Here is a 15,456-nt window from a genome sequence, read left to right on the forward strand (position 1 = left end):
TTCGGTTTCAGCGGGAGCCCGGCATGCGCATCGGAATGGCACTCAACTACTCCGGCGGCTTCAAGGAGACGGTGGCCGAGCTGGCCGACTATGAGAAGGCCGGGCTCGACATCGTGTTCGTGGCCGAGGCGTACTCGTTCGACGCCGTCAGCCAGATGGGCTACATCGCGGCCAGGACCGAGCGGCTGGAGATCGCCTCGGGCATCCTGCCGATCTACTCGCGCACGCCGACGCTGCTGGCCATGACGGCTGCGGGCATGGACTACGTCTCGGACGGGCGCTTCACGCTCGGCATCGGCGCCTCCGGGCCGCAGGTGATCGAGGGGTTCCACGGGGTGCCGTACACCGCGCCGCTCGGGCGTACGCGGGAGATCATCGAGATCTGCCGCAAGGTGTGGCGGCGGGAGCGCCTGGAGCACGACGGCCGGAACTACTCGCTGCCGCTCCCGCCCGAGCAGGGGACGGGCCTGGGCAAGCCGCTCAAGCTCATCAACCACCCGGTACGGCCCCGCATCCCGATCGTGGTCGCCGCCATCGGGCCCAAGAACGTCGAGCTGACCGCCGAGCTGGCCGAGGGCTGGGAGCCGATCTTCTACGTACCCGAGAAGGCCGCCGACGTGTGGGGCCCGGCGCTGGCCGCCGGCAAGGCCAGGCGGGATCCGGAGCTGGGGGAGCTGGACGTGATCGCGCAGGCGTCCCTGGCGATCGGCGACGACGTGGCCGGGCTGCTGGAGTTCGGGCGGCCGATGGCGGCCCTCTACATCGGCGGCATGGGCGCCAAGGGCAAGAACTTCTACAACGACCTGGCCAGGCGCTACGGCTACGAGAAGGAGGCCGAGCAGATCCAGGACCTCTACCTCGAGGGCAAGAAGGACGAGGCGGCCGCCCAGGTGCCCGGCGAGCTGCTGGAGAAGATGTCACTGATCGGCAGCGAGGGGTTCGTGCGCGACCGCGTGCAGGCGCTGAAGGAGGCGGGGGTGACCACGCTCAACGTGGCGCCGTTCGGCAGGACGCACGAGGACCGGGTGCGGCTGATCGAGACGATCAAGGAAATTGCTGGGTAAGACTAGCTGTTTTATGGGGAATATCTCCGGTTATGCGGGTGTTGCACGGGCTCGTGAGGCTCTCTCTGGTGTCTGTCTGGCTCGTCGAGCGGCTGCACATCGATCTGTGCCGGTTGCACGGATCTCTCTGTAGCTGACCGTTACGCCCGCCATCCCCTCTCCCCTTGGTGTGCCCTGCACCGCTTGCAGCCGCATGCCGTGATTCTCCGGAGTCCCCCACTCATGAAGAGATTCTCCTTCTCCCTCCAGTTGCTGGTCGGCCTCGCTGCCGGCATCGCGCTGGGCTTCGTCGCCAAGATCTGGGACGTGGCCTGGCTGGCCGAGACACTGACCAAGGTCGGCCAGCTCTTCGTCCAACTGCTCAAGCTGGCCGTGCCGCCGCTGGTCTTCACCGCCGTGCTGGTCAGCGTGGCGAACCTGCGCAACGTCAACGGAGCGGCCAGGCTCGCGTCCAAGACGCTGGTGTGGTTCCTCATCACCGCGTTCATCTCCGTCGCCTTCGCGATCGGGCTCGGCCTGATCATCAACCCCGGCCAGGGCGTCACCCTCGACACCTCCGCCGCCAAGGCTGTCGACACCGAGGGCGCGGGCACCTGGCTCGACTTCGTCACCGGCATCCTGCCCACCAACGTCGTCACCTCCTTCACCGAGGTGAACGTCCTGCAGATCGTCTTCCTCGGGGTCGTGCTCGGTGCGGCTGCCCTGGCGGTCGGTGAGAAGGCCGAGCCGTTCCTGAACCTCGCCCGTTCCGTCCTGGAGCTGGTTCAGAAGGCGCTGTGGTGGGTGATCCGCCTCGCCCCCATCGGCACGGCAGGTCTGATCGGCAAGGCCGTGTCCACGTACGGCTGGGAGCTGCTGGCACCGCTGGCCAAGTTCAGCCTCGGGGTGTACGCCGGGTGCCTCATCGTGCTGGTGGCCGTCTACCCGACGCTGCTGGCGGTATGGGGCAAGGTCAATCCCCTCCAGTTCTTCCGCAACGCCTGGCCCGCTATCGAGCTGGCGTTCGTCTCCCGCTCGTCGGTCGGCACACTTCCGCTGACGCAGCGGGTCACCATCGAGCGCAACGGCGTGGACCGCGACTACGCCTCCTTCGCCGTGCCGTTCGGCGCCACCACCAAGATGGACGGGTGCGCCTCGGTCTACCCGGCGCTCGCCGCGATCTTCGTGGCCCAGGTGTTCGGCGTGCACCTCGGGGTCGGCGACTACCTGCTGATCGCGTTCGTGTCGGTGGTCGGCTCGGCCGCCACGGCCGGCCTGACCGGCGCGATCGTCATGCTGACGCTCACGCTCAGTACGCTGGGACTGCCCCTGGAGGGGGTCGGTCTCCTGCTGGCGATCGACCCGATCCTCGACATGATCCGCACCGCGACCAATGTGACGGGCCAGATGGTCGTGCCGGTCCTGGTCGCCCGTTCTGAGGGCCGCCTGGACGAGGCCGTCTTCAACGCGCCCCCGCAGCCGCTCGACACCGCCCCCGCGGGGCGCGTGCCCGAGCCCGCGGCGGCCTGACCTCGCGGAAACCGGGCGATCTACTCGTACGCGAGCAGGTCGCCCGGCTGGCAGCCGAGCGCGTCGCACAGGCAGCGCACCTCCCGCACAGTGCGCTCACTCACCAGATGGTGGCCCTCGGCCGCGCTCAGGACCCAGCCCAGCCGGCGGGGCGCTGTCCGTCGTCGGGCCAGCGGTCGGCACATCGAACGCATCCAGGGGATCCCGTTGGCGGTGCCGATGACGCCGATCGCCACGTTCGCCGGGCGCGGTGCGGGCGGATGATGGGGCGGCAGTGGCTGTGGGGCCCTATGGTTGGTCGAAAATCCTGATTTTCGAGTAATTGGCGGGGATATGTCCGACGCGACGCCGTCCTTGGTCGCTGATCGCTACCGGCTTGACGAGCGCATCGGCAGCGGGCCGATGGGCGAGGTATGGCGGGGGTACGACACGCGGGCCGACTGGGTCGTGGCCGTGAAGGTGCTCGGCGCCAGGGCGGCAGGGGCCGCCACGCGTGAGGTGCTCAGGCAGCACGCCCAGGCCGTGGCCAGGGTGATCCACCCGAACGTGGCCATGGTGCTGGACGTCGGCGATCACGAGGGGGCGCCGTTCCTGGTGATGGAGTACCTCACCGGGCTCAGCCTGGGCGAGGAACTCGCCGCCGCCGGACCCCTGAAGATCGTTGAGGTGTGCGACCTGATCGGGCAGGCGGCCGCCGGGCTCGACGCCGCGCACCGGGCCGGGGTCGTGCACGGCCAGATCGGCCCGGACAGCTTCCGGCGGGCCGGGAGCGGGGTGCTCAAGGTCGTCGGGTTCGGAATGGACGATCGGGTGCCGTCGTCCGGCCGGTACCTGGCGCCCGAGCGGGTCGCGGGGCAGGAGGCGATGGCTTCCGGGGATCTGTACGCGCTCGGGTGCGTTTGCTACGAGCTGCTCTGCGGCCGCCCGCCCTTCGGTGACGCGGCCGATGGTGACGGTGGCGACATGGGCTCGGATGGCGGAGCCGCTTCCGGGGGTGAGCCCGCGCCGCCCAGTGCGTTCAGGGCCGAGGTTCCCGCGGAGCTGGATCGGCTGGTGCTGGCCATGATCGCTGAGGAGCCCTCCAGACGGCCCGCCAGCGGAGAGGCGGTCAGGCGTGCGCTGGCGACCATCGCCCGGCCGCGCTCCAATCCGGCCGCACCGCCCATGCCCGTGACCGGCGTCTCCCTCCGCGACGGCGGTCCGCCGTCCGGCGGGGTAGGGCCCGCGGGCGGCGGGCAGGCCACTGGCGCGGGAGCCGGGCCCGGCAGCGGGCAAGGGGTCACCGAGGTTTACCAGGTCGCGGACCACGGCGGGGGCTCTCGGGCCGGTGACACCGCCGTCTACCAGGCGGGCGACCTCGAACCCCGGCCCGCCTCGAACCGCAAGCTCCTCCTCCAGCTGGGCGCCGCCGTGGTGGTCATCGCGGTGGTGACCGTGGTCATGGTGATGTGGGCGGGCTCGCGGAAGGAGGAGCCGGTCGCCGTGACCACCCCGACCGCCGCCCCCTCCACGTTCACACCGCCCACCGAGCTGCCCACCCCCGAGCCGTCGAGCGGTCTCGTGTCCACTCTGGGACCCGACCCGACCGTCCTGCAGGAGACGGTCCCTCCCAAGGCGACCCTGGGTGAGGCGATCCCGCCGGGCGGGTGGAACAAGTGGCTGTCGGAGTTCGACAAGGCGCTGATGGCCCAGCAGGCGATGGGCGGGATCAACCCCGAGGTCGCGAACAAGGCCCGCGAGAAGATCAGGAAGGCGGCCAGGAAGTTCGACGAGGGTCACCTCGACCCGGCCATCAACCAGGTCGCCGGTGTGTACCACGACCTGGAGCGGGCTCAGGAGAAGGGCGACATGGGAAAGACCGGGCCGGCGGCGGACGTCCTGCGGGACTGGCGGCTCCCTGACAACTAGGAGCTCCTCCAGCAGACCGCCGCGCTGGGACGAGGTGGGCGATAGTGACGTGAGGGCAGGAACACGTACATTGGCGCCATGACCTTCGACTACGTGGCGCGCCGCGCGCGCCTCGCCGAGCTGCTGCCCGCCCGTGAGGTCCACGCCCTGCTCGTCACCTCCCCGGTGAACGTCCGCTACCTCACCGGGCTGTCCAGCTCGAACGCCGCCGTCCTGGTCAGGGCCGACGGCACCGCGCTGCTGGCGACCGACAACCGCTACATCGAGGCGGCCCGCACGCTGGATGTCCCGTCGGTCGAGGCGTACGACGTGGCGGGCGCGCTGGCGGAGCCGGGCGTCGGCATCGAGGCGGCGTGGATGAGCGTGGCCACGTACCGGCGCCTGGACGAGGGGCTGGTGCCGCTGGAGCCGGTCGTGGAGCTGCTGCGGGCGGTCAAGGACGACGGCGAGCTGGAGCTCCTCCGTACGGCCTGCCAGATCACCGATCAGGCGTTTGCCGATATTTCCGGGAAAATCACTCCCGGCATCACCGAACGCGACCTCGCCCGCCTCCTCGACAACCGCATGACCGAGCTGGGGGCCGACAAGCCGGCGTTCGACACGATCGTGGCCGCGGGTGAGAACGGCGCGATCCCGCACCACGCGCCGACCGGCAGGGAACTGCGCGCCGGCGACCTGGTCACCATGGACTTCGGCGCCCGCTACCAGGGCTACCACGCCGACATGACCAGGACGGTCTGCCTGGGCGCGCCCGCCGATTGGCAGCACGACATCTACGAGCTGGTCGCCGAGGCGCAAAGGGCGGGCAGGCACGCGCTCGCCCCCGGCGCGGGGGCCAAGGAGGTGGACGCCGCCGCACGTACCATCATCGAGAACGCCGGCCACGGCGACCACTTCAGGCACGGCCTCGGACACGGCGTCGGCCTGGAGATCCACGAGGAGCCGTTCCTGGGCCCCTCTCGGACCGGTAGACTAGAGGATCGAGTTCCGATCACCGTCGAGCCTGGGATCTATCTCCCGGGCCGGGGCGGGGTTCGCATCGAGGACACTCTCGTGACACGTGATGGCGGGCCGGAACTTTTCACCAAGACGACCAAGGAGCTGCTCGTTCTGTAGAGCGGCCGCACGCGGGAGAAGAACGAGTGGCGACGACCAACGACCTCAAGAACGGCATGGTGCTGAAGCTCGACGGCGGTGAGCTGTGGGCCGTCGTGGAGTTCCAGCACGTCAAGCCGGGCAAGGGCGGCGCGTTCGTGCGCACCAAGCTCAAGAACGTCCTCTCCGGAAAGGTCGTCGACAAGACCTTCAACGCCGGCGTGAAGGTCGAGGTGGCCAACGTCGACAAGCGCGAGATGCAGTACTCGTACAAGGACGGCGACGACTTCGTGTTCATGGACACCGAGACCTACGACATGGTCAACGTGCCCAGCGGCACGGTCGGCACCGCCGCCAACTACATGCTGGAGAACACTCTGGCCACGGTCGCGTTCAACGAGGGTTCGGCCCTCTACATCGACCTGCCCGCCGCCGTCGAGCTGACCATCTCCAACACCGAGCCGGGCCTGCAGGGCGACCGTTCCACCGGTGGCACCAAGCCCGCCACGCTGGAGACCGGCGCCGAGATCAAGGTCCCGCTGTTCATCACCACCGGCGAGAAGGTCAAGGTCGACACCCGCAGCGGCGAATACCTCGGCCGGGCCTGAGGTGTCGGCACGCGGCAAAGCACGCCGGCGGGCGCTTGACATCCTCTTCGAGGCCGAGCTGCGCAGCGAGGATCCGCTGAAGATCCTCGCTGAGCGCGTGGAGCGGCAGGAGCCCCCGGTGAACGAATACACCTCGGCCATCGTCGAGGGCGTCGCCCGGCACCACTCGCGCATCGACGAGCTGATCACCACGTACGCAGAGGGCTGGACGCTCGACCGGATGCCCGCAGTCGACCGCAATCTGCTGCGCGGCGGCACCTACGAGCTGCTGTGGATGCCCGACGTGCCCGAGGGCGTGGTCATCAGCGAGTGGGTGCACCTGGCGGGGGAGCTGTCCACCGACGAGTCGCCGCAGTTCGTCAACGGCCTGCTGGCCCGCTTCAAGCAGCTCAAGCCAAGCCTCACCCTTTAGACACCGTCAGGAGCGCGTGTTCGGGGTACGGTTCCAACCACGCCGGCCTGCACGCTCGTGAAGGTCAGCACGTGCACCGTTACGCGGTCAGGCGCCCCCGTCGGGCGAGGGCCGTGTGGCGTGGGAGCGGGCGGACAGTGGCGCGTCACCAGCCGCGACGCGCCCCTTTCCGCCCTTCCCGCGGCGCGTATCGTGTGGGCATGGTGACCGAGGACGACGTGCGCCGGCTCGCGCTGGCGCTGCCAGAGACCCTTGAGAAGACCATGTACGGCACGCCCGCCTTCTATGTGCGCGGCAAATGGTTCGCGCGGGTCAGGGACGAGGGCGACGTGCTGGTGCTGCCGGTGGGCTCTGACGAGGAGAAGGCCGGGCTCATCGCGGCCGAGCCCGGCACGTTCTTCACGACGTCGCACTACGACGGGCACGCCATTGTGCTGATGCGGTTCGGGGCGGTGGACGTCGAGGAGCTGGGGGAGCTGCTGACGGACGCGTGGCGGCTCCGGGCGCCGAAGAGGCTGGCGGCCGCTTTCGACGCCTAGCCCCTACCCCCCTGCCTGAACGCTCCCGCCGGACGATCTCCATGATTGCCCGCCGCACGCACGCCGGCGTCGGCCGGGGCGACTCTCCTGGGTGCGGCGGGGCACGTCGTGGGAGAGTCCGGGCGGATGACGTGCCTGGCCGGGTGCCTTTTAGTCGCGCCGGATCCCGCCATGGAGTGTCCCGCCGGGGCGGCGGGGTGTTCGTCTCCGGCATCGGCGTGCGGGTGGGAGCACGTGGGAAGCGGGGGGTCGGCGTACGGCGTAGGCTGGGGCCCGTCCGCGGAGAAGCAGTTCGCGGGGTGCACGTTCGCGACGGCCCGGCGCCACGCCCCCGTCGCGAGGGGAGAGGGAGGCGAGCCGACGTTGCGTGCTGAAGGCGCCACGAGGACTCCGGCGGCGCGGACCGCCGTCGTCTGGAACGCGTTGCGGTCCGTGTTGACCGAGCGGGCGGCGGCGAGCGGCCGTGAGGCGCTCGACATCGTCGACGCCGGGGGCGGCACCGGTGGGTTCGCCGTGCCGCTGGCCGCGCTGGGCCACAGCGTGACCGTCGTCGACCCGAGCCCCGACTCGCTGGCCGCGCTCGAACGCCGTGCCAAGGAGAAGGGCGTGGGCGTGCGGGCCCTGCAGGGCGACGCCGACGGCCTGGGCGAGCTGCTCAGCCGGGACAGCGCCGACCTGGTCCTGTGCCACAGCGTGCTCGAATACGTCGAAGACCCGATCAGCGCGCTGACCGCCGTCGCGGGCGTGCTGCGCAGGGGCGGCGCGGTGAGCGTGCTGGCCGCCAACCCCGTCGCCAGCGCCATTCACCGGGCGCTCGCGGGCCAGTTCGACGAGGCGCGGGCCGTGCTGGACGATCCCGAGGGCACGTGGGGCGACCGCGATCCCACGCCGAGGCGGTTCGCCGCGGAGACGCTCGCCGAGCTGCTGACCGCGACCGGGTTCTCCGTGAGCGCCGTCCACGGCGTCCGGGTCTTCACCGACCTGGTGCCGAGCAGGCTCGTCGACGGCGAGCCCGGCGCTGCGGAGGCGCTTGTCGCGCTCGAACAGGTCGCCGCCACCCACCCCGTGCTGAGAGACATCGCCACGCAGTTGCACGTGCTCGGCCATAGGCTATAGAACGCCTGTTCGGATAGAATCGGCGGCGTGTCTCGCAAGCAGATCACAGGCATCGGCCCCACTCCGCGTACCGGGGCCGATGACAGCGGCTGCCCGATCCTCCACGTCGACATGGACGCCTTCTTCGCCAGTGTCGAGCTGCTCGAGCGCCCCGAGCTTCGCGGCCGCCCGGTGATCGTGGGCTCGCCCGCCGGGCGCGGCGTCGTGCTCAGCGCCACCTACGAGGCCAGGGCCCAAGGCGTGCACTCCGCGATGCCGATGAGCAGGGCGCGCAGGCTCTGCCCCCAGGCCACGATCATCCCGCCCAGCCACGGCAAATACTCCGAGGTCTCCAAGGGCGTCATGGAGATCTTCCACACGATCACCCCGCTGGTCGAGCCCATCGCGTCCGACGAGGCGTTCCTCGACGTCGGGGGCGCCAGGCGCAGACTCGGCCCGCCCGCCGCCATCGCGGCCATGATCAGAGAGCAGGTCCTCGACCGTTACGGCATCACGTGCTCGGTCGGCGTGGCCGGCAGCAAATTCGTGGCGAAACTGGCCTCCAAGCAGTGCAAGCCCGACGGGTTGCTGGTGGTGCCCGCCGGCCAGGTCGTGGACTTCCTCCACCCGCTGCCGGTGTCGGCGCTGTGGGGCGTCGGCGAGCGCACCGAGCAGTCTCTCGTACGCCTCGGCATCCGCACCGTCGGCGACCTGGCCAGAGTGCCGCCCGCCACCCTCCAGCGCGAGCTCGGCCAGGCCGTGGGCGGCCATCTGGCGGCGCTGGCGTGGGGCCGCGACGAGCGGGCGGTGACCGCCCATGTGCCCGACAAGAGCATCGGCAACGAGGAGACATTCGCGTCCGACGTGGACGATCCCGAGGTGATCAAGCGGGAGTTGCTGCGTCTTTCCGAGCGAGTGGCCGCCAGGATGCGTAAGGGCGGCCATGTGGGAAGGACTGTAAGTGTGAAGCTACGCCGAGCCGATTTCACCACCATCAACCGCTCGCGTACCCTGCGCGAGCCGACCGACGTGGCTCAGGTGATCTACTCGACCGCCTGCGAGCTGTTCGAGGCGGCCGGTCTCCAGCGCGTGCGGCTGCGCCTGGTCGGAGTCCGGATGGAAAACCTGCGGCCGGCCGAGGAGGCCACCCGGCAGCTCGGCATCGGGGAGCGGGAGACCGGCTGGCGCGAGGCCGAGCAGGCGATGGACAAGGCGATCCGGAGATTCGGTCCCGATGCGGTGCTCCCAGCCTCGCTCGTACGTGGCAAGCTTGATGAAGCAGAGACATGACGCCGATGTCCGGATTTGCTGTGGGCGTAAGGTGTGGCGATTTTGGGGGAAAGGGGGCGAGATGGGTCACAATGGACCCATGACGACACCTCCGGTTTGGTCTGCGTTGGACGTTTGCTTTCGCCTACGTCTACAGCCTCGTATTCTGGGGATAACCGACCGCGAGGTTCGGACACCCCGTGTCGTCCGTTGCCGTCTTCCCCGTCCTGGGGCCGTCCTTGGGAGGCGCCGTGCCGCTCTCTGAGCACGAGCAGCGCTTGCTCGACCAGATCGAGCAGGCCCTCTACGCCGAGGACCCGAAGTGGGCCAACACCGTAAGGATCAGTGACCCGCGCAGCCATTACAAGCGTCGCCTGATCAAGGCCTCTATCGGCTTTGCTCTCGGCGTCGTCATCATGATGGTCGGCGTGGTGATGAGTGGCAGTGCGCTGATCCCGCTCGGCGTCGGCGGTTTCGTGGTCATGCTCGCCGCGTGTCTGTGGGGCTTGTCCAGTTGGAAACGCATGAATGGGTTTGGTGACTCCCCTCCCGCCTCCGGTACGGCCACCCCTCCGGGCAAGCAGGCCCGCCGCAACCGGGGCAGCTTCATGGAGCGCATGGAAGAGCGCTGGCGCCGCCGTCACGACGATCGCTGACCGCCGACCCGGCGGAGCCGCCCGGCTTGTCCGGGCGGCCGTCGTGTTGGTAGCGACCTGACCGGCCGCTCTCCGGCCGTCGTGCTGGAGGCCGACCGGCCCGGGCGCTCCCCTGGTTGACGTGGAGGCTGACCGGCCCGGTCGTTCCCCGGCTGTCGTGCTGGAGGCTGACCGGCGCGGCCGTTCCCCTGAGTTCGTGACCGATCCGGCCGTTCCCTTCTCCAGGGAACGGCCGGACGCGTCGGTCAGGAGCCCTTGTGGGCCGCCGTCCGCCGCAGCCTGATGTTCTCCAGCAGGTCGAACCCGTCGAGCAGCCGCTCTCCCACCGCCCGCAGCCGCCGCAGCGTCGACGGCGGCAGCAGCACCGCCCGCACCCGCCGCCCGCGTGACACGGTGGCCGCCAGGGCCTGGCGCACCTTGCGCAGGTCCTTCTTCATCGGCCCGATCTCCCCGGGATTCCGCGCGAACAGCACACGCTCCACCGCCGAGGCGATCGCCGTGACGGCCGCCGCCGACTCCGCGTCGAACTCGTACTGCTGGGCCAGCCGTCGCGCCAGCGCCCGCGGGGTCTCGCTGGGCTGGCGGGCCATGCCGTAGTCGTAGAGCATGTCGTCCAGCTCCGCCCAGGCCGCGGCTACGGACGGGGCCACCGACGGATTGCGGTGTGTCGCCCCCGACACCATCGCGGCCGTCAGATCGTCGGCGGGCGCCGACACCTTCCAGCCCAGGGTCCGCACGCGCCGGTTCCTGGTGATCAGCCGCATGCCGGCGGGGATCAGCAGCACCAGGAGCAGCGCCCCCGCGCCGATGCCGATCTTGCCGATCAGCGGCATGGAGTCGTCCGGCGGTAGCCCGCCGGTGGCGACCAGGCCCTCACGGTCCAACTCGCGGGGGTTACGCCGGGTCTGCGGGTCGATGGGCTCGTCCGCGGACGAGGTGGTCGCGCCTGGCGTCGGCGTCGTGGCCTCGCCCGTGGCCCGCGGCCTGGGCTGCGTGTACTCGGGCACGCGCGCGCTGCCCTGACCGAGCGACCCGGCGGGAGTGGGCTCGAACGGCAGCCAGCCCACGCCCTCGAAATACAGCTCGGGCCAAGAGTGGGAGTCGTTCGTACCGACCTGCCACCGGTCGCCGACCTTCGTGCCGCCCGTGTAGCCGATGGCCACCCGCGACGGGATGCCCACCAGCCTGGCCAGCACCGCCATCGAGGCGGCGAACTGCTCGCAGTAGCCCGCCCGGTCACGCAGCAGGAAGTCCCGCAGCGCCGAGTTGCTGTGCCCCTGCGTGCGCAGGTTGTAGGTGAAGCCGCCGTCCTTGGTGAAGAACTGCTGCAGCTTCACCGCCGCGTCGTAGTCCGTCTTGGCGCTCGCGGTCAGCGAGGCCGCCAGCTCGGCGATCTCGGGAGGCAGGTTGTCCGGCAGCTTCAGGTAGCGGGGGTCGGTGCTCGGCCGGGTCCCGCCGAGCGATTCCAGCAGGTCCGCCGTCGGCTGCGGCTCGCTCGTGGCCACCTCGTACTCCAGGCCCGCGGCCTCGTCGCGGGTGGAGAAGACCATGAGCGTGTCCACGTCGGCCCGCCAGTCGCCGTCCACCTGGATCTGCTTGGGCGGGTACGGCAGCGGCAGGAACTGCAACTTCTCGATCTCGTCGCTGATCTGGACGTTCGTGACCACGTTGCCGATCTTCGGCTGCGGGCCCAGGCCGGGCGGCGCGGGGAGCGGACCGTTGTCCGTCCTGTTCTGCGGCGCCCCCTTCGGCTCGGTCATGCCGAACTGCTGACCGTCGAACGTGTCGAGCGTGTAGATCCGTAGATAGCGGGGTTTGTCGTCGTTGTTCTTGTAGGTGAGGACCACCCGCCGCTCCGGCAGCTCCAGCTGGCCCTTCAAGTTGGCGATCGGGTTGGGGATGCTGATCGAGTTGCCCTTGCCCGGGCCGCTGCCGCCCACGCCGAACGTGAAGAACGACACCGGCTCCATCGCCGGCAGCAGCGCCGGCACCAGCACGGCCAGCGCGATCGCGGCGAACCCGATGCGCTTGCCCGACAGCCGCAGGCCGCTGGTGTCCGCCGGGGAAGGCGTCGCGGACTGCGAGGTGGCCGCACGCGTGCGCCGTACCAGCACGGCCCTGCCCCAGTGGCCCACCCGCTCGCGGCCGTCGGCGATCAGCAGGCTGACGAACCCGAGCGCCGCCAGGATGAACGCGGGCCAGCTGATCGGGTCGGGCAGGATCGTCGCCGGCACGGTGGCCAGCGCCAGCAGCGGCAGCCCGGCCAGCGCCGCCCGGTGCAGCCGCGCGGCCAGCAGGTCCACGGAGATCGCGATCAGCGCCACGCCGCCGGCGGTCAGCAGCGTGATGCCGTCCGTCGTCGGCACGGGAGCGGCGAAGCGCTGGATGTCGGCCCAGCCGACGCCGAGCAGCCTGCCCAGCTCCGCCACCGACTCCTTGGTCGGCACCACCAGCACCCACGCCTTGCCGGCGGCGAAGACCGCGGTCAGGTAGATCCACGTCGCGACCACCGCGACTAACGGCGCCGCCCACGCTGGCAGCGACAGCCGGCTGCTCAGCAGGCCGGCGGCCATCACGGCGAGCACGGCGCCCAGCGACGTCCAGAACCAGGCACCGCCCTGGAAGAGCGGGTAGAGCAGGATCGCGGCGGCGAACGAGGCCACCCCGGAGGCGGTCGTCAGCCTCATGTCGCACCTCCTGCGGCAGTGGTCTCCCTCATGCCGCGCCTCCCGCCGGGTTGAGCGCGTATCTGCCGCGGTTGGCGGCGTCCTGCCAGACGGAGGCGATCGAGGTGCCCGCGGGCAGCCGCACGATGCGCCAGCCGTACCCGGCCAGGACCGTCTGTACGGCCTGATGGTTCTCGGCGGCGGCGCGGTCGCCGCCGTCCCACGTGCTCACGTCGAGCATGACCGCCACTCCGGTGATGCCGCTGTGCCTCAGCCTGGCCAGCTCCCTTGCCTCCTCCGGATCGAGATCGCCGAGCACGGCGACGATCAGCCCGTCGCCGCCGCCCTGGCGCAGGGCCGACACGCCCATCTCCAGCGAGCGGGCCGGGCTGTGCCGTATCACGGCGAGGGTGTCGAGCAGCGACCAGCTCAGGCCGGTGTCCGTCAGGTGCTCTGCCCCCTGGTCGGTCACCAGCCGCAGGCCGAGGCCCTCGTGGGCGAGGTGCACGCCGATCGAGGCCGCGGCCGAGACCGCCACCTCGAACGACGAGCGCGGGCCCTCGCCGCGGTGCGCGTACCTGCGGGTGTCCAGCAGGAGCGCGCCGCGGCTCTGCCACTGCTGCTCCTCGCGGCGCACCATCAGCTCGCCGTGGCGGGCCGTCGAGCGCCAGTGCACCCGCCGCAGGTCGTCGCCCTGCCGGTATTCGCGCGGCGCCACGTCGTCGTCGCCGGCCGCCGCCACGCTCCTGGTACGGCTGTCTCCGCCGCCCGTCCACTCACCCGACAGCCGTACGTGCGGCAGCGCCGCCACGTGCGGCGTCACCACGAGCGTGTCGCTGATCGTGAACGAGCGCGTCAGCTCGACGAGCCCGAACGGGTCGGCGATGCGAACCGACAGCGGGCCGATCGTGTAACGGCCGCGCAGGTCAGAGCGCACCCGGTAGTCGATCTCCCGCACGCCCCGCGACTCGACGCGGTCCAGCACGAACCTGGGCCGCACGCCCAGCGCATAAGGAACGGTGTCCTCGATGAGCAGCAGGCCGGTCGGGAGCCTGGTGACGTTCTCCAGCCGCAGGGTCACGGTGGCCTCGCCGCCCACCTCCGCCCTGGGCGGGTCGAGGCGCCTGGCACAGCTCAGCCGGTAGCGCGTGCGCGCCACCACCATCGCCGCGAGCAGCGGCAGCGCCGTCACCAGCACCCCGATCCTGAACAGGTCGTTCTCTCCCAGGATGATCGCCATCAGCAGCGCCGCGATCCCGGACGCGAGGAACGACCTGCCCCTGGAGGTCAGCGCCCGCAGTCCGGCCCTCACCGTGCCCCACTCGATTCGTACCGTCGATGGATGTCCTCGCTGCGCTGCGGATCCATCACCGGCCTCGCGTCTCCGGCACCGGCACGCGCCTGATGAGGTCGGTCACCACCTGCTCCGGCAGGCGGCGCTGCCCCTGGGCCTCGACACTGGGCAGCAGCCGGTGCGCGAGCACCGGGATGGCCAGGTCCTGCAGGTCGTCGGGGATGACGTAGTCGCGACCGGCCAGCGCGGCGTGCGCCCTGGCGGCCCGCACGAGCTGCAGCGTGGACCGGGGCGAGGCGCCCAGCCGCAGGTCGGGGGAGTGGCGGGTGGCCACGACGAGGTCGATGGCGTATTTCTTGACCGCCTGGGAGACATAGACGCCGCGTACGGCCTCGATCAGGGCGCGCACCTCGGCCGTCGTCGCCACCGGCTCCAGCTTGTCCAGCGGAGAGGTGCCGCCGTGCACGTCGAGCATCTCCAGCTCGGCGTGCGGCTCGGGGTAGCCCATCGCGACGCGCGCGGTGAAGCGGTCGCGCTGCGCCTCGGGCAGGGGATAGGTGCCCTCCATCTCGATGGGGTTCTGCGTGGCGATCACCATGAAGGGCGAGTCCAGCGTGTACGTCACGCCGTCCACCGTCACCTGGTGCTCCTCCATGCACTCCAGCAACGCGGACTGCGTCTTGGGAGAGGCACGGTTGATCTCGTCGCCCACCACGATGTTCGCGAACACCGGGCCGGGCTTGAACTCGAATTCCCTGGTCTGCTGGTTGTACGCGCTGACCCCGGTGATGTCGCTGGGCAGCAGGTCCGGGGTGAACTGCACACGGCGCACCGGGCAGTCGATGGAGCGGGCGAGCGCCTTGGCCAGCATGGTCTTGCCGACCCCTGGCACGTCCTCGATCAGGAGGTGACCCTCCGCGAGCAGGACGGTGAGCGTGAGGCGGACGGCGTCGCTCTTGCCCTCGATCACCGATTCGATCGCGCTGCGAATCCGGTGAGCCGTGGAGACCAGCTCGTCGAGCTGGGGAGGGACATCATGGGTTACTGCCACCAGGCCTCCATGAGAGAAGTGCGACGGCTGTCCCGTACTGTGCCATTGCGGGAGCCATGCCATTCCTTTTCCATTGTGTGTACGACCCTACGACGCTGTGGGTTCTCGAGCGACATTTGTGGATATTCCAGGGAACCCCGGCGATGTTCCCGTTCTTGTCGCATAGCAGTGCGAATCCCGTGACACGAACCCCTCGGGGCGCTCCACTTTCCCCCACCGAGGGCTTCGTGAAGGGGCCGGGCCCTTATTACCGCGCCCTTTTGAACCCTCGACACGCCCATGAGGGTTGA

Annotated in this window: 14 protein-coding genes; 10 read left to right on the top strand and 4 right to left on the bottom strand. The window is 70.3% G+C overall.

Annotated features, from left to right (window positions below):
* Positions 1 to 23 precede the first annotated feature (23 nt).
* Positions 24 to 1,064, top strand: coding sequence for an LLM class F420-dependent oxidoreductase (locus tag ACQPWU_RS19370; protein ID WP_433441917.1), 1,041 nt, complete (start codon positions 24 to 26; stop codon positions 1,062 to 1,064).
* 222 nt (positions 1,065 to 1,286) lie between these two features.
* On the top strand, positions 1,287 to 2,573 hold the full coding sequence (locus ACQPWU_RS19375; protein WP_433441919.1) for a dicarboxylate/amino acid:cation symporter: 1,287 nt from the start codon (positions 1,287 to 1,289) through the stop codon (positions 2,571 to 2,573).
* A 20-nt stretch (positions 2,574 to 2,593) separates the two neighbouring features.
* Here the strand turns inward: ACQPWU_RS19375 and ACQPWU_RS19380 are convergent, their stop codons facing one another.
* On the bottom strand, positions 2,594 to 2,809 hold the full coding sequence (locus ACQPWU_RS19380) for a helix-turn-helix domain-containing protein (RefSeq protein WP_433441921.1): 216 nt from the start codon (positions 2,807 to 2,809) through the stop codon (positions 2,594 to 2,596).
* Between the two features lie 97 nt (positions 2,810 to 2,906).
* On the opposite strand from ACQPWU_RS19380, the gene ACQPWU_RS19385 reads away from it, so the two are divergent.
* The 8 genes from ACQPWU_RS19385 (at position 2,907) to ACQPWU_RS19420 (ending at position 10,155) form a co-directional block, all read left to right on the top strand.
* A complete protein-coding gene (locus ACQPWU_RS19385) occupies positions 2,907 to 4,481 on the top strand; it encodes a serine/threonine-protein kinase (protein WP_433441923.1) in 1,575 nt (524 codons plus the stop codon).
* 78 nt (positions 4,482 to 4,559) lie between these two features.
* Positions 4,560 to 5,597, top strand: coding sequence for a M24 family metallopeptidase (locus ACQPWU_RS19390; protein ID WP_433441925.1), 1,038 nt, complete (start codon positions 4,560 to 4,562; stop codon positions 5,595 to 5,597).
* 26 nt (positions 5,598 to 5,623) lie between these two features.
* On the top strand, positions 5,624 to 6,184 hold the full coding sequence (efp, locus tag ACQPWU_RS19395; RefSeq protein WP_360703515.1) for an elongation factor P: 561 nt from the start codon (positions 5,624 to 5,626) through the stop codon (positions 6,182 to 6,184).
* Position 6,185: 1 nt separating this feature from the next.
* Complete coding sequence (gene nusB, locus ACQPWU_RS19400; protein ID WP_433441928.1) at positions 6,186 to 6,596, top strand: transcription antitermination factor NusB; 411 nt, start codon at positions 6,186 to 6,188, stop codon at positions 6,594 to 6,596.
* 200 nt (positions 6,597 to 6,796) lie between these two features.
* A complete protein-coding gene (locus ACQPWU_RS19405) occupies positions 6,797 to 7,135 on the top strand; it encodes an MmcQ/YjbR family DNA-binding protein (RefSeq protein WP_433441929.1) in 339 nt (112 codons plus the stop codon).
* 363 nt (positions 7,136 to 7,498) lie between these two features.
* Positions 7,499 to 8,251 carry a methyltransferase domain-containing protein gene (locus tag ACQPWU_RS19410; RefSeq protein ID WP_433441931.1) on the top strand — a complete coding sequence of 251 codons (753 nt, stop codon included), beginning with the start codon at positions 7,499 to 7,501 and terminating at the stop codon, positions 8,249 to 8,251.
* Positions 8,252 to 8,278: 27 nt separating this feature from the next.
* Positions 8,279 to 9,520 carry a DNA polymerase IV gene (gene dinB / locus ACQPWU_RS19415; protein ID WP_433441933.1) on the top strand — a complete coding sequence of 414 codons (1,242 nt, stop codon included), beginning with the start codon at positions 8,279 to 8,281 and terminating at the stop codon, positions 9,518 to 9,520.
* A gap of 230 nt (positions 9,521 to 9,750) precedes the next feature.
* Positions 9,751 to 10,155 (top strand): DUF3040 domain-containing protein, encoded by a 405-nt coding sequence (locus ACQPWU_RS19420; protein WP_433441935.1) that lies wholly within the window; start codon positions 9,751 to 9,753, stop codon positions 10,153 to 10,155.
* A gap of 245 nt (positions 10,156 to 10,400) precedes the next feature.
* Here the strand turns inward: ACQPWU_RS19420 and ACQPWU_RS19425 are convergent, their stop codons facing one another.
* From ACQPWU_RS19425 to ACQPWU_RS19435, 3 genes are read right to left on the bottom strand one after another with little or no spacing between them, the layout of a single operon-like run.
* Positions 10,401 to 12,842: a transglutaminaseTgpA domain-containing protein gene (locus tag ACQPWU_RS19425; protein WP_433441937.1), complete on the bottom strand. Its 2,442-nt coding sequence runs from the start codon at positions 12,840 to 12,842 to the stop codon at positions 10,401 to 10,403.
* A gap of 28 nt (positions 12,843 to 12,870) precedes the next feature.
* Entirely contained in the window at positions 12,871 to 14,133 is a 1,263-nt protein-coding gene (locus ACQPWU_RS19430) for a DUF58 domain-containing protein (protein ID WP_433441938.1), read from the bottom strand.
* 55 nt (positions 14,134 to 14,188) lie between these two features.
* The gene (locus ACQPWU_RS19435) at positions 14,189 to 15,229 is read right to left on the bottom strand and encodes an AAA family ATPase (RefSeq protein ID WP_433441939.1); all 1,041 of its coding nucleotides are present in this window, start codon (positions 15,227 to 15,229) and stop codon (positions 14,189 to 14,191) included.
* Positions 15,230 to 15,456 lie beyond the last annotated feature (227 nt).

Origin of the sequence: Nonomuraea sp. CA-141351 (assembly GCF_050944675.1) — a bacterium.
Taxonomy (GTDB): domain Bacteria; phylum Actinomycetota; class Actinomycetes; order Streptosporangiales; family Streptosporangiaceae; genus Nonomuraea.